Origin of the sequence: Ruania halotolerans, from assembly GCF_021049285.1 — a bacterium.
In the GTDB taxonomy this organism is placed as follows: Bacteria; Actinomycetota; Actinomycetes; order Actinomycetales; family Beutenbergiaceae; genus Ruania; species Ruania halotolerans.
Window position 1 is genome coordinate 1,935,975 of record NZ_CP088017.1, and the last position, 16,921, is coordinate 1,952,895.

Annotated in this window: 14 protein-coding genes; 11 read left to right on the forward strand and 3 right to left on the reverse strand. The window is 65.9% G+C overall.

Going from position 1 to position 16,921, the window contains the following annotated elements; all coding sequences use genetic code 11:
- The first annotated feature begins 16 nt into the window (after window positions 1-16).
- From LQF10_RS08515 to LQF10_RS08540, 6 genes are all read left to right on the forward strand, one after another.
- A complete protein-coding gene (locus LQF10_RS08515; RefSeq protein ID WP_231067043.1) occupies window positions 17-772 on the forward strand; it encodes a sugar isomerase domain-containing protein in 756 nt (251 codons plus the stop codon).
- An 87-nt stretch (window positions 773-859) separates the two neighbouring features.
- On the forward strand, window positions 860-2,284 hold the full coding sequence (ngcE, locus tag LQF10_RS08520) for an N-acetylglucosamine/diacetylchitobiose ABC transporter substrate-binding protein (protein WP_231067044.1): 1,425 nt from the start codon (window positions 860-862) through the stop codon (window positions 2,282-2,284).
- A 50-nt stretch (window positions 2,285-2,334) separates the two neighbouring features.
- Complete coding sequence (locus LQF10_RS08525; protein WP_435531446.1) at window positions 2,335-3,306, forward strand: carbohydrate ABC transporter permease; 972 nt, start codon at window positions 2,335-2,337, stop codon at window positions 3,304-3,306.
- A complete protein-coding gene (locus LQF10_RS08530; RefSeq protein WP_231067046.1) occupies window positions 3,303-4,184 on the forward strand; it encodes a carbohydrate ABC transporter permease in 882 nt (293 codons plus the stop codon). Before LQF10_RS08525 ends, LQF10_RS08530 begins: the two co-directional genes overlap by 4 nt.
- 127 nt (window positions 4,185-4,311) lie before the next feature.
- The gene (putP, locus tag LQF10_RS08535) at window positions 4,312-5,817 is read left to right on the forward strand and encodes a sodium/proline symporter PutP (RefSeq protein WP_231067047.1); all 1,506 of its coding nucleotides are present in this window, start codon (window positions 4,312-4,314) and stop codon (window positions 5,815-5,817) included.
- A 202-nt stretch (window positions 5,818-6,019) separates the two neighbouring features.
- Complete coding sequence (locus tag LQF10_RS08540) at window positions 6,020-7,063, forward strand: TerC family protein (RefSeq protein ID WP_231067285.1); 1,044 nt, start codon at window positions 6,020-6,022, stop codon at window positions 7,061-7,063.
- Between the two features lie 44 nt (window positions 7,064-7,107).
- Here LQF10_RS08540 and LQF10_RS08545 read toward each other — a convergent pair whose 3' ends face one another.
- Window positions 7,108-7,407: a YciI family protein gene (locus tag LQF10_RS08545; RefSeq protein ID WP_231067048.1), complete on the reverse strand. Its 300-nt coding sequence runs from the start codon at window positions 7,405-7,407 to the stop codon at window positions 7,108-7,110.
- A gap of 22 nt (window positions 7,408-7,429) precedes the next feature.
- On the reverse strand, window positions 7,430-8,107 hold the full coding sequence (locus LQF10_RS08550; protein WP_231067049.1) for an MBL fold metallo-hydrolase: 678 nt from the start codon (window positions 8,105-8,107) through the stop codon (window positions 7,430-7,432).
- Window positions 8,108-8,234: 127 nt separating this feature from the next.
- On the opposite strand from LQF10_RS08550, the gene uvrA reads away from it, so the two are divergent.
- Entirely contained in the window at window positions 8,235-11,186 is a 2,952-nt protein-coding gene (uvrA, locus tag LQF10_RS08555) for an excinuclease ABC subunit UvrA (RefSeq protein WP_231067050.1), read from the forward strand.
- A 96-nt stretch (window positions 11,187-11,282) separates the two neighbouring features.
- Here the strand turns inward: uvrA and LQF10_RS08560 are convergent, their stop codons facing one another.
- A complete protein-coding gene (locus LQF10_RS08560; protein ID WP_231067051.1) occupies window positions 11,283-11,765 on the reverse strand; it encodes an OsmC family protein in 483 nt (160 codons plus the stop codon).
- A gap of 33 nt (window positions 11,766-11,798) precedes the next feature.
- On the opposite strand from LQF10_RS08560, the gene uvrC reads away from it, so the two are divergent.
- From uvrC to whiA, 4 genes are all read left to right on the forward strand, one after another.
- A complete protein-coding gene (gene uvrC / locus LQF10_RS08565; RefSeq protein WP_231067052.1) occupies window positions 11,799-13,805 on the forward strand; it encodes an excinuclease ABC subunit UvrC in 2,007 nt (668 codons plus the stop codon).
- 108 nt (window positions 13,806-13,913) lie between these two features.
- A complete protein-coding gene (gene rapZ, locus LQF10_RS08570) occupies window positions 13,914-14,882 on the forward strand; it encodes an RNase adapter RapZ (protein ID WP_231067053.1) in 969 nt (322 codons plus the stop codon).
- Window positions 14,882-15,904 carry a gluconeogenesis factor YvcK family protein gene (locus LQF10_RS08575; protein ID WP_231067054.1) on the forward strand — a complete coding sequence of 341 codons (1,023 nt, stop codon included), beginning with the start codon at window positions 14,882-14,884 and terminating at the stop codon, window positions 15,902-15,904. Before rapZ ends, LQF10_RS08575 begins: the two co-directional genes overlap by 1 nt.
- 17 nt (window positions 15,905-15,921) lie before the next feature.
- Window positions 15,922-16,902, forward strand: a complete 981-nt coding sequence (gene whiA, locus LQF10_RS08580; RefSeq protein ID WP_231067055.1) for a DNA-binding protein WhiA — start codon at window positions 15,922-15,924, stop codon at window positions 16,900-16,902.
- The last annotated feature ends 19 nt before the right edge of the window (window positions 16,903-16,921 follow it).

Genomic DNA, 16,921 nt, shown 5'->3' on the forward strand with positions numbered 1-16,921 from the left:
TCCCGAAAGGACACCGATGATTTCCGCCGCAGCCGACTTCCACCAGGAGGTCTCCCGCCGGCTCGACACCCTCGCCGAGCGGGCCGCCGACGGCACACTCGACCCAGCCGTGGACCTCCTGGTGGAGGCGCTCGACGCCGGTGGGGTGATTCAGGCGTTCGGCACCGGGCACTCCGAGGCATTCGCGATGGAGATCGCCGGCCGTGCCGGCGGTCTGATCCCCACCACGCGGATCGCACTGCGCGATGTGGTGCTTTACGGCGACCGGCCGGTGACCGACCTCGAAGGCGCCACGATGGAGCGCGACCCCGACGTGGTCGAGGAACTGCTAAGTGCGGCCCCGCTGCATGAGCACGATGTGTTCGTGATCGCCTCGAACTCCGGCGTGAACGGGTCCATCGTGGGGCTCGCACTGGCCGCCAAGGAACGCGGGCACAAGATCATCGCGGTCACCAGCATGGAGCACACCATGGCGGTGCAGCCCAAGCACCCCAGCGGCAAGCGCCTGATCGACGTGGCGGACGTGGTGATCGACAACCTCGCGCCGTTCGGCGACGCCACCCTCACCCTCGGTGAGCAGTACGGCGCCGGTGCAGTCTCCTCCATGACGGCAGCGTTCATCGCACAAGCTCTCACCCTCGGCGTCACCGAGCGGATGCTCGCAGCAGGCGCTGTACCTCCCCTGTACATCTCGGCTAACCGCCCAGGAGGTGATGACCACAACCATGCACTCGAGGATCGCTACCGCGGTCGGATCCGCCGAGGCGGCTGACCGTCAGGTCCTGGGCTCGTGCCCCAGGACTCCCTCATCCATTATCCCAACCCCCGAACCCCATCGAAACGAAAGGTCAAGGACGACATGAACAACACCCTCACCCAAGCACCGAACCGGAGGTCCGTCCTGCGCGGCGCCCTCTACACCGCGGCGAGCGTTCCGCTCGGCGTCACCCTCGCTTCCTGCGCCACCGGCGGTGGTGGCGGTGAAGAGACTGATGGCGGCGAAGAGCCCGGCGGCGAGGTGAACGCCGAGAACCCGTTCGGTATGGCCGAGAACACCACCGTTGACGCCGTGATCTTCGACGGCGGCTACGGCGTCGACTACGTCGAGTTCGCGGCTGACATCCTCGCCGAGAACCACGAGGGCTCCTCCGTGGAGGTCTCTCCCTCCACGCAGATCGCCACCGAACTGCAGCCGCGGTTCGTGGGCGGGAACCCGCCCGACCTGGTGGACAACTCCGGCGCAGGGTCGATCGGCTTCAACACGATCCTGGACCAGCTTGAGGACCTCACGGACGTGGTCGATGCGCCGAACCTGGAAGGCACCACCATCCGGGACACCCTGTTCGAGGGAGTCCTGGCGCCGAGCACCTACGAGGACAAGTTGGCAGCGATCAACTACGTGCTGACCGTCTACGGCGTGTGGTACTCCTCCAGCCTGTTCGAGGAGAATGGCTGGACGCCGCCCACGACGTGGGAAGAGGCCAAGGAACTCGGCGCTGCCGCGCAGGAACAGGGCCTGTACCTGTTCTGCTGGGGCACCGAGGCCGCGACGTACTACCAGACCCTCGCCGTCGAGTCCGCCATCAAGGAAGGTGGAGACGAGGTGCGCCTCGCCCTGGAGAACCTCGAGCCGGACTGCTGGTCCAACGAGTCCATCCAGGGTGTGTTCGAAGTGATGAAGGAGATCATCGACGCCGGCTACTTCATGCCGGGCGGTTCGGGCACCCAGTTCACTCAGGCTCAGGCTCAGTGGTCGAACAACCAGGAAGCGCTGCTGTACCCCTCCGGTTCCTGGATCGAGAACGAGATGAGGGACCAGACGGCGGAGGGCTTCGAGATGAAGGGCATCTCCTCCATGAGCCTGACCGACAGTCCAGCGTTGGGAGCAGATGCCCTGCACTCCACCGCGGGTGAGCCGTTCATGGTGCCCTCGGACGGAAATGTCGCTGCAGGCAAGGAATTGCTTCGGACCATGCTTTCCGCCGAGGCGGCGGCAAACTTTGCTGAGACGAAGCTGGCTCCGACGATCGTCAAGGACACGGTGCCCGCCGACGGTTTCGGCTCCACGGCGCTCGTCTCCCAGACGGACCTGCTCGCTGCAGCCGATGGTGCCATCTTCACGTTCAACTTCGTGAACACGTACGGGATGAACCCCGATCAGTTGCCGATCTGGAACTCGTTCCTTGACGGCGGCAAGTCGGTGGCCGATCTGACCAGCGAGCTGCAGACGATCACCGATCGCATCCGGGAGGACGACACGATCGACAAGATCGAGGTCTCGTGAGCGGGGTCGCCTCAGCGCCTGGACGCGGCGTACCTCCCTCTGAGGGAGCACTGGCGGGGCCCGGCAACGGGCCCCGCCGGGGGCGGCGTACGAAGTGGACCTTCGACCGGATCAGCTTCTTCGTAGTCTTTCTCTTCCTCCCGCTGGCGCTGTTCCTTGTGTTCGTGATCTCTCCGTTCATCCAGGCGGGGTACTACTCACTGACGAACTGGACCGGATTCTCACCGGAGCAGGAATTCATCGGGTTCGCGAACTTCGTCAACCTGGCGCAGGATCCACGATTCGTGAACGCCGTAGGCAACAGCGCGGTCCTCGGCATCGTGGTGCCTTTCGTGACGCTCTCCATCGCTTTGATCTTCGCGATCCTCATCACGATCGGTGGGTCAGGACGCGGGCAGATCCGAGGCGTCAAGAACGCGGGCTTCTACCGGGTTGTCTCGCTCTTTCCGTACGTCATTCCCGGCATCGCGATCGGCCTGGTCTGGCGGCTCATCCTGGCGCCGAGCGGGGGCCTGGTCAACGGTGTGCTCACCGGCCTGGGTCTGGACCAATTCGAATCCTTCGCCTGGTTGGGCAATGTCACCACGGCGATGCCAGCCTCGATCTTCGTGATCGTCTGGGGCTTCGTCGGCTTCTACATGCTGCTCTTCATCGCCGCGATCAAGGGGATCCCCGCTGAGACATTCGAGGCCGCGCGGATCGACGGGGCCGGTCGCGCCCGGATGTCCTGGTCCATCACGCTTCCGCTGATCCGGGACAACGTGCAAACGGCGTACATCTATATCGGCATTCTGGCGCTCGACGCCTACGTCTACATGCAGGCACTGAACCCGCAAGGTGGTCCGAACAGCTCCACCCTGGTGATGTCCCAGCAGTTGTTCCGCACGGCCTTCACCGAGGGCAAGTTCGGGTACGCCAGTGCGATGGGCGTGGTGATCGCCCTGGTCACGCTCGCATTCGCCGCCATTGTGTTCACCGTGAACCGCCTCACCGGCGGCAAGGACCGGGGAGGAGACTCGTGAGTACTGCCACTACACGTCCCGAGGTACAGATCCATAAGCCTCGTCCCGCCAAGGGCGACCGTTGGGTCGGCGGCGTCTCGCACACCGCACTGATCGTCTGGTGCGTGCTCGTGATCGCGCCGATGCTCTGGACCTTGCTGAGTTCGTTCAAGACCTCCAGTGAGATCTTCGCCTCGCCGTTTGGCCTGCCAGCCGAGTGGGGATTCACGAACTACGTGAACGCGTGGGTGGACTCCGGCCTCGGTGACGCCTTCATCAACACCATCATCGTGGTCGGCACCGCGCTGGTACTGGTGATGATGCTGGGTTCGATGTGTGCCTACGTACTCGGCCGCTTCGAGTTCCCCGGCCGGCGAGCGATCTACTACCTGATGCTCGCGGGCCTGACCTTCCCGGTCTTCCTGGCGATCGTGCCGTTGTTCTTCGTCCTGCAGAACCTCGGGTTGCTGGGCACCCTGCCGGGCCTGATCATCACGTATGTCTCGTTCGCTCTGCCGTTCACGGTGTTCTTCCTCTACTCCTTCTTCCGCGGGCTCCCCGGGGAGATCGCGGAGGCGGCCGCGATTGACGGGGCGGGGGAGTGGCGCACGTTCTTCTCCGTCATGCTCCCGATGGCCCGGCCCGGCATGGCGTCGGTGGCGATCTTCAACTTCCTCGGCCTGTGGAACCAGTTCCTGCTCCCGGTCGCGTTGAACACCGACCGGGACAACTGGGTGCTTGCCCAGGTGCTGGCGAGCTTCATCTCCTCGGCAGGGTACGCGGTCGACTTCGGCGCGATGTTCGCCGCGGCAGTGGTGACGATCGTCCCGGTGCTCGTGGCCTACATCCTCTTCCAGCGTCAACTGCAGGGATCGGTCAGCGCGGGCACGATGAAGTAGGTAGCCACGAAGTCACCTCGTTCAGGAGACAAAGCCGTTCCCACACGGCACGATGGGGCACACGACGACGACGTCCGACGGCCGGGTGCGTACGCGCGCCCGGCCGTCTCCATGGAGGAGGAGTTGCGTGAACGACGACACGTTCAAGTGGTTGGCAATCGCCCTGTACTTCCTGGGCATGCTGATGATCGGCTACTACGGCTACAAGCGCACCACCACCGGCGAGGACTATATGCTCGGCGGTCGCGCGCTCAGGCCGGGGGTTGCTGCGCTCAGCGCTGGTGCCTCCGATATGTCAGGGTGGCTGATGCTCGGCCTTCCCGGTGCGATCTTCGTCGCCGGTCTTGACCAGGCGTGGATCGCCGTCGGGCTCGTCGTCGGGGCATGGCTGAACTGGAAGTTCGTCGCACATCGGCTCCGCAGCTATACAGAGGTCTCGAACAACTCGATCACCGTGCCGAGCTTCTTCGAGAACCGGCTCCGCGACCGGTCCCGCCTGCTACGTATCGTGGCTGGTCTGATCATCCTGGTGTTCTTCACCTTCTACGTCTCCTCCGGAATGGTGGCCGCTGGCACGTTCTTCCAAGGAGCGTTCGGCGCGTCCTACTTCACCGGGATGTTGCTGGTGGCGGGTATCACCCTCGCATACACCATGTTCGGCGGATTCACCGGCGTCGCGTGGACGGACGTGGTGCAGGGTCTGATGTCGATGGTGGCGCTCATCGTGCTGCCGGCGATGGCGATCGCCGCCATGGGCGGCTTCGGTGAGAGCCTCGATGCCATCGCGGCAGTGGACGCCTCGGCGACGTCCTGGATCGCGGGTGCGTCGTTCGTGGGTGTCGTCTCCGCCGCCGCCTGGGGTCTCGGATACTTCGGCCAGCCGCACATCATCGTGCGATTCATGGCATTGCGCTCGGCCAAGGACGCCGTGGCCGGGCGACGGATCGGCATCAGCTGGATGGTCCTGTCCACCGGCGGCGCCGTACTGCTGGCGCTGCTGGCGATCGGGTACCTGCCCACCCAGGGAATCAACCTCGCCGAAGAAGAGGCCGAGACCGTCCTGCTGCGGATGGCGGACGTGCTCTTCCACCCATTCATCGCCGGAATCATCCTCGCCGCGGTGCTCGCAGCGATCATGAGCACGATCTCCAGCCAACTGCTGGTGTGTTCCTCCGCACTAGTGGAGGACCTGTACAAGGTGGTCTTGAAGCGCACGGCGTCAGAGAAGGCGATGGTGCTCCTCGGACGGCTCGGTGTGCTCGTGGTGGCGGTGGTCGCTGCGGTGATCGCGCTCGACCCGGGCGGCACCGTACTCGGCCTGGTCGCCTTCGCCTGGGCCGGCTTCGGAGCGGCCTTCGGGCCGATCATCATCCTCAGTCTGTACTGGCGGCGGCTGAGCGCATGGGGTGCGCTTGCCGGAATGGCGACGGGCGCCGTCGTGGTGGTCGTGTGGGCGCAGACCGGACTCGGCGAGTCGCTCATCTACGAAATCGTCCCCGGCTTCGTCGCCTGTGCCCTGGTGGCGGTTCTCGTGAGCCTCGCCACGGCCAGGCCGAACGAAGAGATCGACAACGAGTTCGAGGCCGCGCTCAAGCAGGCCGACGCGTGGAAGGAGCCGGAGCCGACCGCCTGATCGACGTCCGCTCGGGTGGCCTTCGCCACGTGCCGTACCCCGCGTCGGTGCGCTCTGCCTGTTAGGCTGGCCGCGGAGGGGAGTACCCCTTAAGCGGTGACGTCGTCATCACAGGCGGACAAGGTCCCCTCGGCGTCATTGGCCCACCACAGGGTGGGGGAGACCTCCGGTGTCTTTGTCTACTCTCACCGGAGGTATTTTCGTGGATGTTCCTGTCTGGGCATGGGCGATCACGCTCGGTCTGATCGTGGTGATGCTGGCGGTCGACTTCGTCGGTCACGTGCGCACACCACACGCCCCGAGCCTGAAGGAAGCGGGCATGTGGTCGCTCGCCTATGTCCTCATCGCGCTGGTGTTCGGCGTGTTCGTGCTGTGGGGATGGGGCGGGGAGTACGGCCTTCAGTACTTCTCCGGCTACATCACGGAGAAGTCGCTCTCCGTGGACAACCTGTTCGTCTTCGTGCTGATCATGGCCAGCTTCCGGGTACCGCGGGAGTACCAGCAGAAGGTCCTGCTGATCGGCATTGTCATTGCACTCGTTCTGCGGACGGTCTTCATCTTCCTCGGTGCGGCCATCGTCAGCGAGTTCTCCTGGGTCTTCTACCTCTTCGGCGCCTTCCTCGTCTACACCGCCGTCACCCAGCTCAGGCAGGGATCGGAGGATGAGGAGTTCAAGGAGAACGGCGTGCTTCGCCTGACCCGGCGGATGTTCCCGACCACCGAGGGTTACGTCGGCGACAAGATGCTGGTTCGCACCGAGGGCCGCTGGCACCTCACCCCGATGCTGATCGTCATGATCGCCATCGGGAGTGCCGATGTGCTGTTCGCCGTGGACTCGATCCCGGCGATCTTCGGACTGACCCAGGAGGTCTTCCTGATCTTCGCAGCGAACGCGTTCTCGCTGCTTGGTCTGCGCCAGCTGTTCTTCCTGATCGACGGGCTGCTCGATCGGCTCGTCTACCTCAACTACGGCCTTGCCGGCATCCTCGCCTTCATCGGATTCAAGCTGGTCAACCACGCGCTCCACGAGAATGAACTCGCGTTCATCAACGGCGGAGAACACTGGACGGTCATCCCAGAACCGAACACCTGGGTGTCGTTGCTCGTGATCGTCGGCATACTCGTCGTCACTACCGTGGCGTCGCTGACCGTCGGTAGCCGGCAGGAGCGCGAGGAAGCCACCGATGACGGCACCGGTGGTGGTCAAGCTAAGCGCGACACCTCGATCGGCGACCTGTATCGCTGACACGCGGGTGCCGGGCGAGTCGGTGTGCTGCGGCCGGGGAGACCTTACTCAGCCCGGTCAGCGAAGGCGCCGATCACCGGGTTCCACGCGCGCACGGTGCGATGGGTGATCAGCTGCGCCCGGTGGAACGGATCCCGGTCGAGGATTCGCCTGACCTCCGCATCGTCCTGCGCGCTGATCAGCAGCAATGCCCCGGGCGCGGCATTGTCCAGCCACGGACCCGACGCGAGGAGAATTCCCTCCTCGGCGAGATCGTGGAGGAACTCGCGGTGTTGTGGGCGCAGTTCGTCGATGTCAGCGGTGCGGGTGATGTCGTAGGCATACTCGACGGCGAAGGTGTTCATGGCGGCACTGTAGCGTCGTCTGCTACCAGCCGCGTGAGCGCCACTCGGCCACGAACGGGCGCTCGGCACCGAGCGTGGTGCTGTCCCCGTGGCCGGGATGCACGATTGTGTGATCGTCGAACCGGTCGAACACGCGTGCGCTCACGTCTGCCAGTAGGGCGGCAAACTCGGCCGGTGACCGCGTCTTCCCGACGCCACCTGGGAAGAGGCTGTCGCCGGTGAACAGCCAGCTTGGGCCCGTGGCAGGGGTGTAAGCGAGTGCGAGGGAGCCGGGTGTATGTCCACGCAGTCCAATGACCTCGAGTGCTACGTCGCCCAGAGTGAGCACGTCGCCGTGGTCGATGGTGCGGCCGACGACGACCGGCAGGTGGCTGGCATCGGCGGCACTGGCGAGTGCGGTGGCGCCCGTGACGCCGATCACCGGTGCCAGCGCACGATGATGGTCCCAGTGGCCGTGTGTGGTCAGGACCGCGCTCAGATGTGCCTGGGGGTGCGCACTGGCGAGGATCGCGAGCACAGTTTCCGCGCTGTCGGCGGCATCAATGAGAAGTTGTTCACCGCTGGTGTGCGTGAGCAGGTAGGAGTTGTTGTCCTGCGCGGAAACGCTCACTTTGTGCACGGTGAGCGCCCCAGCCCGCCAAGACAGTGCGGAACCGCCCGGCTCGACGTGGCCAGGTACCGGCGCAGTCACCTCGGTCATACCTCCATGCTCGCGCACGGTCGGCGGGGCTGCTCGTCGATTCCGGGGGTGGGGGAGGACGTCACGTTGGACACATCGATGCTCGAACGTTTGTGCGATGTCAGTGGGTCGGCTTACCATGGCGGGCGTGAGTGAGACCCTTCTTGTCCGCGGCGCCCGCGAGCACAATCTCAAGAACGTCAGTATCGACCTCCCGCGCGATCGACTGATCGTGTTCACCGGCCTGTCCGGATCCGGGAAGTCGTCGCTCGCGTTCGACACCATCTTCGCCGAGGGTCAGCGCCGGTACGTGGAGTCGCTCTCGGCGTACGCCAGGCAGTTCCTCGGCCAGATGGACAAACCGGACGTCGACTTCATCGAGGGTCTCTCCCCGGCAGTGTCGATCGACCAGAAGTCCACCAACCGGAACCCACGTTCCACGGTGGGCACGATCACGGAGGTCTACGACTATCTCCGTCTGTTGTTCGCGCGCGCGGGAACGCCGCATTGCCCCACGTGCGGGGAGCGGATCGTCGCTCAGACCCCACAGCAGATTGTCGACCGGCTCCGTGAGATGCCGGAGGGAACGCGGTTCCAGGTACTGGCGCCAGTCGTCCGCGGCCGCAAGGGGGAGTATGCGGATCTTTTCAAGGATCTGCAGTCCCGAGGCTTTGCCCGGGCGCTGGTGGACGGCGAACTCGTCCAGCTCAGCGAGCCGCCGGCGCTGGAGAAGAAGCTCAAACACACGATCAGCGTGGTGGTGGACCGCCTTGTCGTGCGTGACAACATCCGGCAGCGGCTGACCGACTCGGTCGAGACGGCCCTCGGACTCGCCGACGGTCTGGTAATCGCCGATTTCGTCGACGCCGACGCTGACGATCCGGAGCGTACCCGGAGGTTCTCGGAGAAGCGGGCGTGCCCGAACGATCACCCCTTGGTTCTGGAGGAGATGGAGCCGCGGACCTTCTCCTTCAACGCCCCCTACGGTGCGTGTGCCGAGTGCACGGGTCTGGGCACTCGTTTGGAGGTAGATGCCGAGCTCGTGGTCCCCGACGATGAGCTGAGCCTGGCCGAAGGAGCCGTGGCGCCGTGGGCAAGCGGCAACGCGCAGTACTTCGATCGCGTGCTGGTGGCGCTCGGAGAGGAGCTCGGATTCTCCGTGGACGTGCCGTGGCGGGCGCTTCCAGCACGTGCCAAGAATGCGGTGCTCTTCGGCAAGGATCACAAGGTTCATGTGCGCTACCGGAACCGGTGGGGGCGGGAACGCTCGTACTCCACCGGATTCGAAGGCGTCATCTCCTTTCTGCAGCGGAGGCACTCCGAAACTGAATCCGAATGGTCGCGCGATAAGTACGAGGAGTACATGCGCGAGGTTCCATGCCCCGCATGCCGCGGCGCCCGGCTCAAGCCGGAGGTGCTCGCGGTCACAGTGGGAGGCAAGTCCATCGCCGACGTGTGTTTCCTCTCGATCGAGGAGGCGAAGCGCTTCCTCGATGATCTTGAACTGGGCGAGCGGGAGGCGGCGATCGCCGGACAGGTACTGAAGGAGATTCACTCCCGCCTGGGCTTCCTGCTCGACGTCGGTCTGGATTACCTCTCCCTCTCGCGTGCGGCCGGCACGCTCTCCGGCGGTGAAGCTCAGCGGATCCGGCTCGCCACCCAGATCGGTTCCGGGCTCGTCGGTGTGCTGTACGTGCTGGACGAGCCGAGTATCGGCCTGCACCAACGCGACAATCGACGCCTGATCGAGACGCTCTCCCGATTGCGAGACCTGGGCAACACCCTGATCGTGGTCGAGCACGACGAAGACACGATCCGGACCGCGGATTGGATCGTCGACATCGGACCCGGTGCGGGCGAGCACGGCGGGCACATCGTGCACTCCGGTGACTATGCAGGGCTCTTGGCCGCCGAGGACTCACTCACTGGGGCGTACCTCTCCGGCCGGCGGAGCATCCCGCTGCCCAGCCACCGGCGCGAGCCCGAGAAGGGCCGGTACGTCACCGTGCAAGGGGCCCGCGAGAACAATCTTCGCGGAGTCGACGTCTCGTTCCCGCTGGGCACACTCACGGCCATCACCGGGGTGTCGGGATCGGGCAAGTCCACACTCGTGAACGGGATCCTGTACAACGTGCTAGCCAACGAGCTGAACGGAGCCAAGCACGTACCCGGCCGGCACAAGCGTGTGACGGGGCTGGACGATCTGGACAAGGTCGTGCACGTGGATCAGAGCCCCATCGGGCGGACACCGCGTTCGAATCCGGCGACCTACACCGGCGTGTGGGACCACATGCGCAAGCTGTTCGCGCAGACCACAGAGGCGAAGGTGCGCGGCTATACCCCGGGCCGGTTCTCGTTCAACGTCAAAGGGGGCCGCTGCGAGGCCTGTTCGGGTGATGGCACGCTGAAGATCGAGATGAACTTCCTCCCGGACGTCTACGTGCCGTGCGAGGTGTGCCAGGGAGCGCGGTACAACCGGGAGACCTTGGAGGTGCACTACAAGGGCAAGACGGTGGCCGAGGTACTCGACATGCCGATCTCGGAGGCAGCCGAGTTCTTCGCGGCAGTGCCGGCGATCGCCCGGCACCTGCACACATTGGTGGACGTGGGCCTGGGTTATGTGCGGCTCGGACAGCCCGCGCCGACTCTCTCCGGTGGGGAGGCGCAGAGGGTCAAGCTGGCCTCCGAACTGCAGAAGCGCTCCACGGGACGCACCGTCTACGTACTCGACGAGCCGACAACCGGTCTGCACTTCGAAGACATCCGCCGCCTCATGGGCGTTCTCCAGGGACTTGTGGAGAAGGGCAACACGGTGCTCGTGATCGAGCACAACCTCGACGTGATCAAGAGTGCCGATTGGGTCATCGACATGGGGCCAGAAGGTGGAAAGGGCGGAGGCGCCGTGGTGGCGCAAGGTCACCCGGAGGACGTGGCGAAGGTCTCCGCCTCGCATACGGGACGGTTCCTCGCGGAGATTCTGGGCACCGAGTCCAGGGCGGCGCTCAAGCCGGTCACATCGGTGGCCCCACTGAACCGGCCCAAGGCGCGCTCAGCACGACGCTCCGCGAAGGTGGCCAAGGCGAAGCGGGAGAGTGCTTAGGGCGCGCGTGCCCACTAGCGCAGGCTCACTGAGCCGGTGGCGACCCAGCTCCGTGCAGAAATCGGTGTGAATGACGAGCCCAGGAGGACCTGGCGCTCACGCCGGCTCGGCCACCTGCGTAGTGAGGGGCACGTGCCGTACCGGGAAGTTCACTGAGCGTGCGATGAAGCAGTGATCGTGCGCCTGTTGGTGCAGATCCACGATGACATCCTCGCTCACATCCGTGGCGGTGGTGATGCGGGGGTGCAGTGTCACTTCGGTGAACTGCCCGGCGCCGGCCGTCTCCACCCGCATCGTCCCCGTGGCCCGATCGGTGTACCCGGTCACCACCACACCAGCCACGGCAGCGCGGTGCAGGAACCAGAGCATGTGGCACTGCGAGAGCGAAGCCACGAAGAGTTCCTCCGGCGAATAGCGATCCGCGTCCCCCCGAAAGGCAGGATCGGCCGATCCGGGCAAGGAGGGCTTTCCCTCGATCATCACTACATGGTCGCGGCTGTACGCGGTGTAGGACTCAGTGCCACGTTCGCCGGCTCCGGTCCAGTCCACGGTGACTGAATAGGTGTGAAGTGGTCCCATGAGCACACGCTAGCGCGAACTAGGCTGGATGGCATGGCAGACCCGTCGACCTATCGCCCGAAACCGGGAGAGATCCCGACGCAGGCGGGGGTCTACCGATTCCGTGACCCGCGCGGCCGGGTGATCTACGTGGGCAAGGCGAAGAACCTGCGGGCCCGCCTGAGCAACTACTTCCAGAACGTGGCCGCCTTGCACCCGCGCACGGCGCAGATGGTGACCACCGCCTCGTCGGTCGAGTGGACCGTGGTGGCCACGGAGGTGGAGTCGCTGGCACTGGAGTACTCCTGGATCAAGGAGTACGACCCGCGCTTCAACGTCAAGTACCGCGATGACAAGTCCTACCCGTACCTGGCCGTAACCATGGGTGAGGAGGTGCCCCGCGTCCAGGTGATGCGCGGTGCGAAACGCAAGGGCACGCGCTACTTCGGGCCGTACTCGCACGCGTGGGCGATTAGGGAGACTGTGGACCTGCTGCTGCGGGTGTTCCCGATCAGGTCTTGCTCGAAGGGTGTCTACCGGCGGGCCCAGCAATCCGGCCGCCCCTGCCTCCTCGGGTACATCGACAAGTGCTCGGCCCCGTGCGTGGGCACGATCGACGTCGACGCCCACCGCGACCTAGCCGAGGACTTCTGCGCCTTTGTGGCCGGTGAGACCGGTTCGACGGTGAAACGTCTCGAGCGGGAGATGAAGGCGGCCTCGGCCGAACTCGACTTCGAACGCGCGGCGCGCCTGCGCGATGATCTCGCGGCTCTGCGCCGCGTGGTGGAGAAGAACGCCGTGGTGCTCCCGGACGGTACGAACGCCGACGTGTTCGCGATGGCCGCGGATGAGCTCGAGGCTTCGGTGCAGGTGTTCCACGTGCGGGGCGGTCGGATTCGTGGTCAACGCGGCTGGGTCACGGAGCGGGTCGAGGATGTCTCGGACGCCGAACTGGTCGAGCGCCTCCTCGAGCAGGTCTATGGGGACGCGGCCGAGACCATCGACCAGGAGGATACCGACACAGCAGCTGTCGGGACGGACGCGGCCGTCCCGCAGGAAGTCATCGTGCCCGTCCTACCGGAGAACCTCACCCAGGTGCAGGCGTGGCTGCGCGGCATCCGCGGGGCCGCCGTCAACGTACACGTGGCGCAACGAGGTGATAAGCGGGCGCTGGCCGAGACGGTCCACCAGAACGCCGTGCAGGCGCTGGCTCTGCACAAGACCCGACGCGCCGGTGACCTGACCGCCCGGTCGGCCGCGCTCGCTGAGCTCGCCGAGCATCTCGACCTGCCCGAATCACCTCTGCGGATCGAGTGTTACGACATCTCGCACACCTCTGGGCGCGAACAGGTCGGTTCCATGGTGGTCTTCGAGGACGGGATGCCACGAAAGAGCGAGTACCGGCATTTCGTGGTCCGTGGACCGGACGGCGCCGGGGCGAGGGACGACACCGAGGCGATGAACGAGGTGCTGACCCGGCGGTTCCGCCGGTACCTCGCCGAGATCGAGGGGGCAGCGGATGAGCAGGCGGACGCGGCCGAGGACGGGGAGGCCATCAGCGGCACCGCCGGTACCGCCGGCACTGATGTGCCGGTTGCCGTGCAGGAGAAGCGGCGGTTCGCCTACCCGCCCCAGCTCGTGGTGGTCGACGGCGGAGCGCCCCAAGTGGCCGCCGCGCACCAGGCGTTGATGGACCTGGGTGTCACGGACGTGTCTGTGGTGGGCTTGGCGAAACGACTCGAAGAAGTGTGGTTACCGGGGGAGGACTACCCCGCGGTGCTCCCACGCACCAGTGATGGCCTGTTCTTGCTGCAACGGTTGCGAGACGAGGCGCACCGCTTCGCGATCACCCACCACCGCAAGCGCCGGGCGAAGGGCATGACCCGCTCTGCCCTCGACGCCGTCCCGGGGCTGGGCCCCAGTCGCCAAGCGGCTCTGCTGAAGCAGTTCGGGTCCGTGCGGGCGCTGCGTGAGGCCACGCCGGCCGAGATCGCAGCGGTTCCCGGGATCGGCACCACGCTCGCGACCTCCATCGCCGCTGCACTCGCGAAGTCGCCATGATCGCCGGGCGCGTTCCGAGGCCGGAGCGCCAAGATCGCCCCCCGACCCCTCACAGCGCTCCGGTACGTGCCATCCTTGGAGGATGAGGATCGTGGGAGAGGACGCTGCATGAACGAGTCGAGTCCCACGCAGAGGTCGCAGGCTCACCCTGGCCAGCCCACCACGGTGCCCTACGGAATCCCGCTGCTCGACGAGTCCACCGGGCCCTCCGCCGACGACCGCCCGGAGATCATGATCATCACCGGCATGTCCGGAGCCGGGCGAAGCCATGCGGCCTCCGTGCTGGAGGACCTGGACTGGTATGTGGTGGACAACTTGCCGCCAAAGATGCTCATGGCGCTCGCCGGGATGATGACCCAAGCCGACGGAGGAGTCCGGCGGCTCGCCGCAGTGGTGGACGTGCGCTCTCGCGAGTTCTTCTCCGATCTGGTGCAGGTTCTCGATGACCTGCGCGGGGCCCGGATCGACTACCGGATTGTCTTCCTCGACGCCTCCGACGAAGCGCTGGTGCGCCGGTTCGAGAAAGTGCGGCGACCGCATCCGCTGCAGGGCGACGGGCGGATGCTGGACGGCATCTCCGAGGAACGGCGCCTCCTGGCGCACCTGCGCTCGCGCGCCGATGTCACCCTCGACACGAGTGACCTTTCCGTGCATGACCTCGCACGAGCTGTCCGGGATCTGGTGGCCAACGAGACCGAGACGACGCTGCGCCTGACCACCGTGTCGTTCGGGTTCAAATACGGGCTGCCGCTGGACGCCGATCACGTGGTGGACGTGCGATTTCTCAAGAATCCGTATTGGGTGAGCGAACTGAGGAACCTCACCGGTAAGGACGAGCCGGTACGCGACTATGTGCTCGGTCTACCGGGGGCCGAGGAGTTCGTGCAGCGGTGGGTGGCCGCGATCGAGCCAGTCCTCGATGGGTATACCCAGGAGCAGAAGCCGTACGTGACCATCGCCGTCGGTTGCACCGGCGGCAAGCACCGATCAGTCGCGATCTCCGAGGCCATCGCGACCACCTTGCGCGGGCAGGGCCGGACCGTGCGCACCGTCCACCGTGACCTGGGGCGCGAGTGATGGCCCGCACGCCCGCACTCGGCCGGATACCGCAACGTGGGCAAGCCAGTCGCGATCGTCGTCCGCGAGTGGCTGCTCTGGGAGGCGGCCATGGTCTGGCGGCCACATTGGGGGCGCTACGGCACGTGACCACAGCCTTGACCGCGGTGGTCACGGTGGCCGACGACGGCGGCTCATCCGGTCGCCTGCGTCAGGAGCTCGGCGTGCTTCCGCCAGGCGACCTTCGCATGGCACTGTCGGCCCTGTGCGACGAGTCCGAATGGGGGCATACGTGGCGGGACGTCCTGCAGCATCGGTTCAGCTCCACTGGGCCGTTGCATGGGCACGCGGTCGGCAATCTCCTGATCTCCACGGTGTGGGAACTCCTCGGCGATCAGGTGGCCGGCCTGGATCTGATCGGGCAGCTCCTCGGCGCGCACGGGAGGGTCCTACCGATGGCGGCTGTGCCATTGGACATCGAGGCCGACGTCCTCCACCGCCAGGGCGAGACCGAACATCGCAGTCTCGTCCGCGGCCAGAGCAGGGTCGCGGTGACGGCCGGACGCGTGGAGCGCGTGCGCGTTCTCCCGGCAGATCCACCCGCATGCCCGGAGGCGGTCGAGGCGATCCACGACGCCGACTGGGTGATTCTCGGACCAGGTTCCTGGTACACGTCGGTGATGCCACACTTGCTCGTACCCGAGATCTCCCGTGCACTGCACACCACGACGGCTCGCATCGGGCTCACCTTGAACTTGTCCGCACAAGCGGGTGAGACCTCCGGATTCAGTGCCGCAGACCACATCCGCTCCCTGGCCGACTTCGCTCCGGACCTGCGCCTGGACGTCGTGATCGCCGACCCGACTGCCGTGGAGGACATCGACGACCTGTCCGCCTGCGCCAGTGCGCTCGGAGCGGACCTTCTGCTGCGCCAGGTCAGCGAAGGAGACGGGACGCCGCGTCACGACACCTTGCGATTGGCTGCGGCCTATCGAGATACATTCGAACGTTTCCTCGGCGACGTGGGGGAGAGGTCCCGATGAATGGCAGGATGGCGCTCATGTCTCTGACGGCCGACGTGAAGGACGAGCTCGCCCGGCTCAAGGTGGACAAACTCTCCGCCCGCAAGGCCGAAGTGGCCGCAACGCTGCGGTTTGCGGGTGGATTGCACATCATTTCCGGTCGCATCGTGGTGGAAGCGGAGGTGGACACCGGGGTGACCGCCCGTCGCCTCCGCCAGGCCGTCCACGAGGTGTACGGGCACAACAGCGAAGTGATCGTGGTCTCGGGTGGAGGCTTGCGGCGGGGGAACCGGTACGTCATCCGAGTGGTGGCCGGTGGTGAACAACTCGCGCGCCAGACCGGGCTGCTCGACAATCGCGGACGTCCGGTGCGCGGCCTGCCCCCGCACGTGGTCAACTCCAGCATCGGGGACGCGGTGGCTGCGTGGCGTGGGGCGTTCCTCGCCCACGGCTCGCTCACCGAACCCGGCCGTTCCTCAGCGCTGGAGGTGACCTGCCCGGGCCCGGAAGCTGCCTTGGCACTCGTTGGTGCTGCGCGGCGGCTGGGGATCCAAGCCAAGGCGCGTGAGGTGCGTGGCGTGGACCGGGTGGTGATCCGAGACGGCGATGCGATCAGCGCGATCCTCACCCGGATGGGGGCACACGACGCCGTACTGGCCTGGGAGGAACGGCGGATGCGCCGGGAGGTCCGCGGCACCGCCAACAGGCTCGCGAACTTCGATGACGCGAACCTGCGCAGGTCCGCCCAGGCGGCCGTGGCTGCCGGTGCCCGCGTGGAGCGCGCCTTCGAGATACTCGGCGAAGAGATGCCCGATCACCTCCGCCAGGCCGGACGACTGCGGTTGGATCACAAACAGGCCAGCCTCGAAGAGCTTGGCCAACTCTCCGATCCGCAACTGACCAAGGACGCGGTGGCCGGCCGGATCCGGCGCCTCCTGGCGATGGCGGATAAGCGCGCACAGGAGCTCGGCATACCCGACACGGAGAGCAACCTGACCCAGGACATGCTCGATATGTGAACGGTTCGTCCATTGCCGG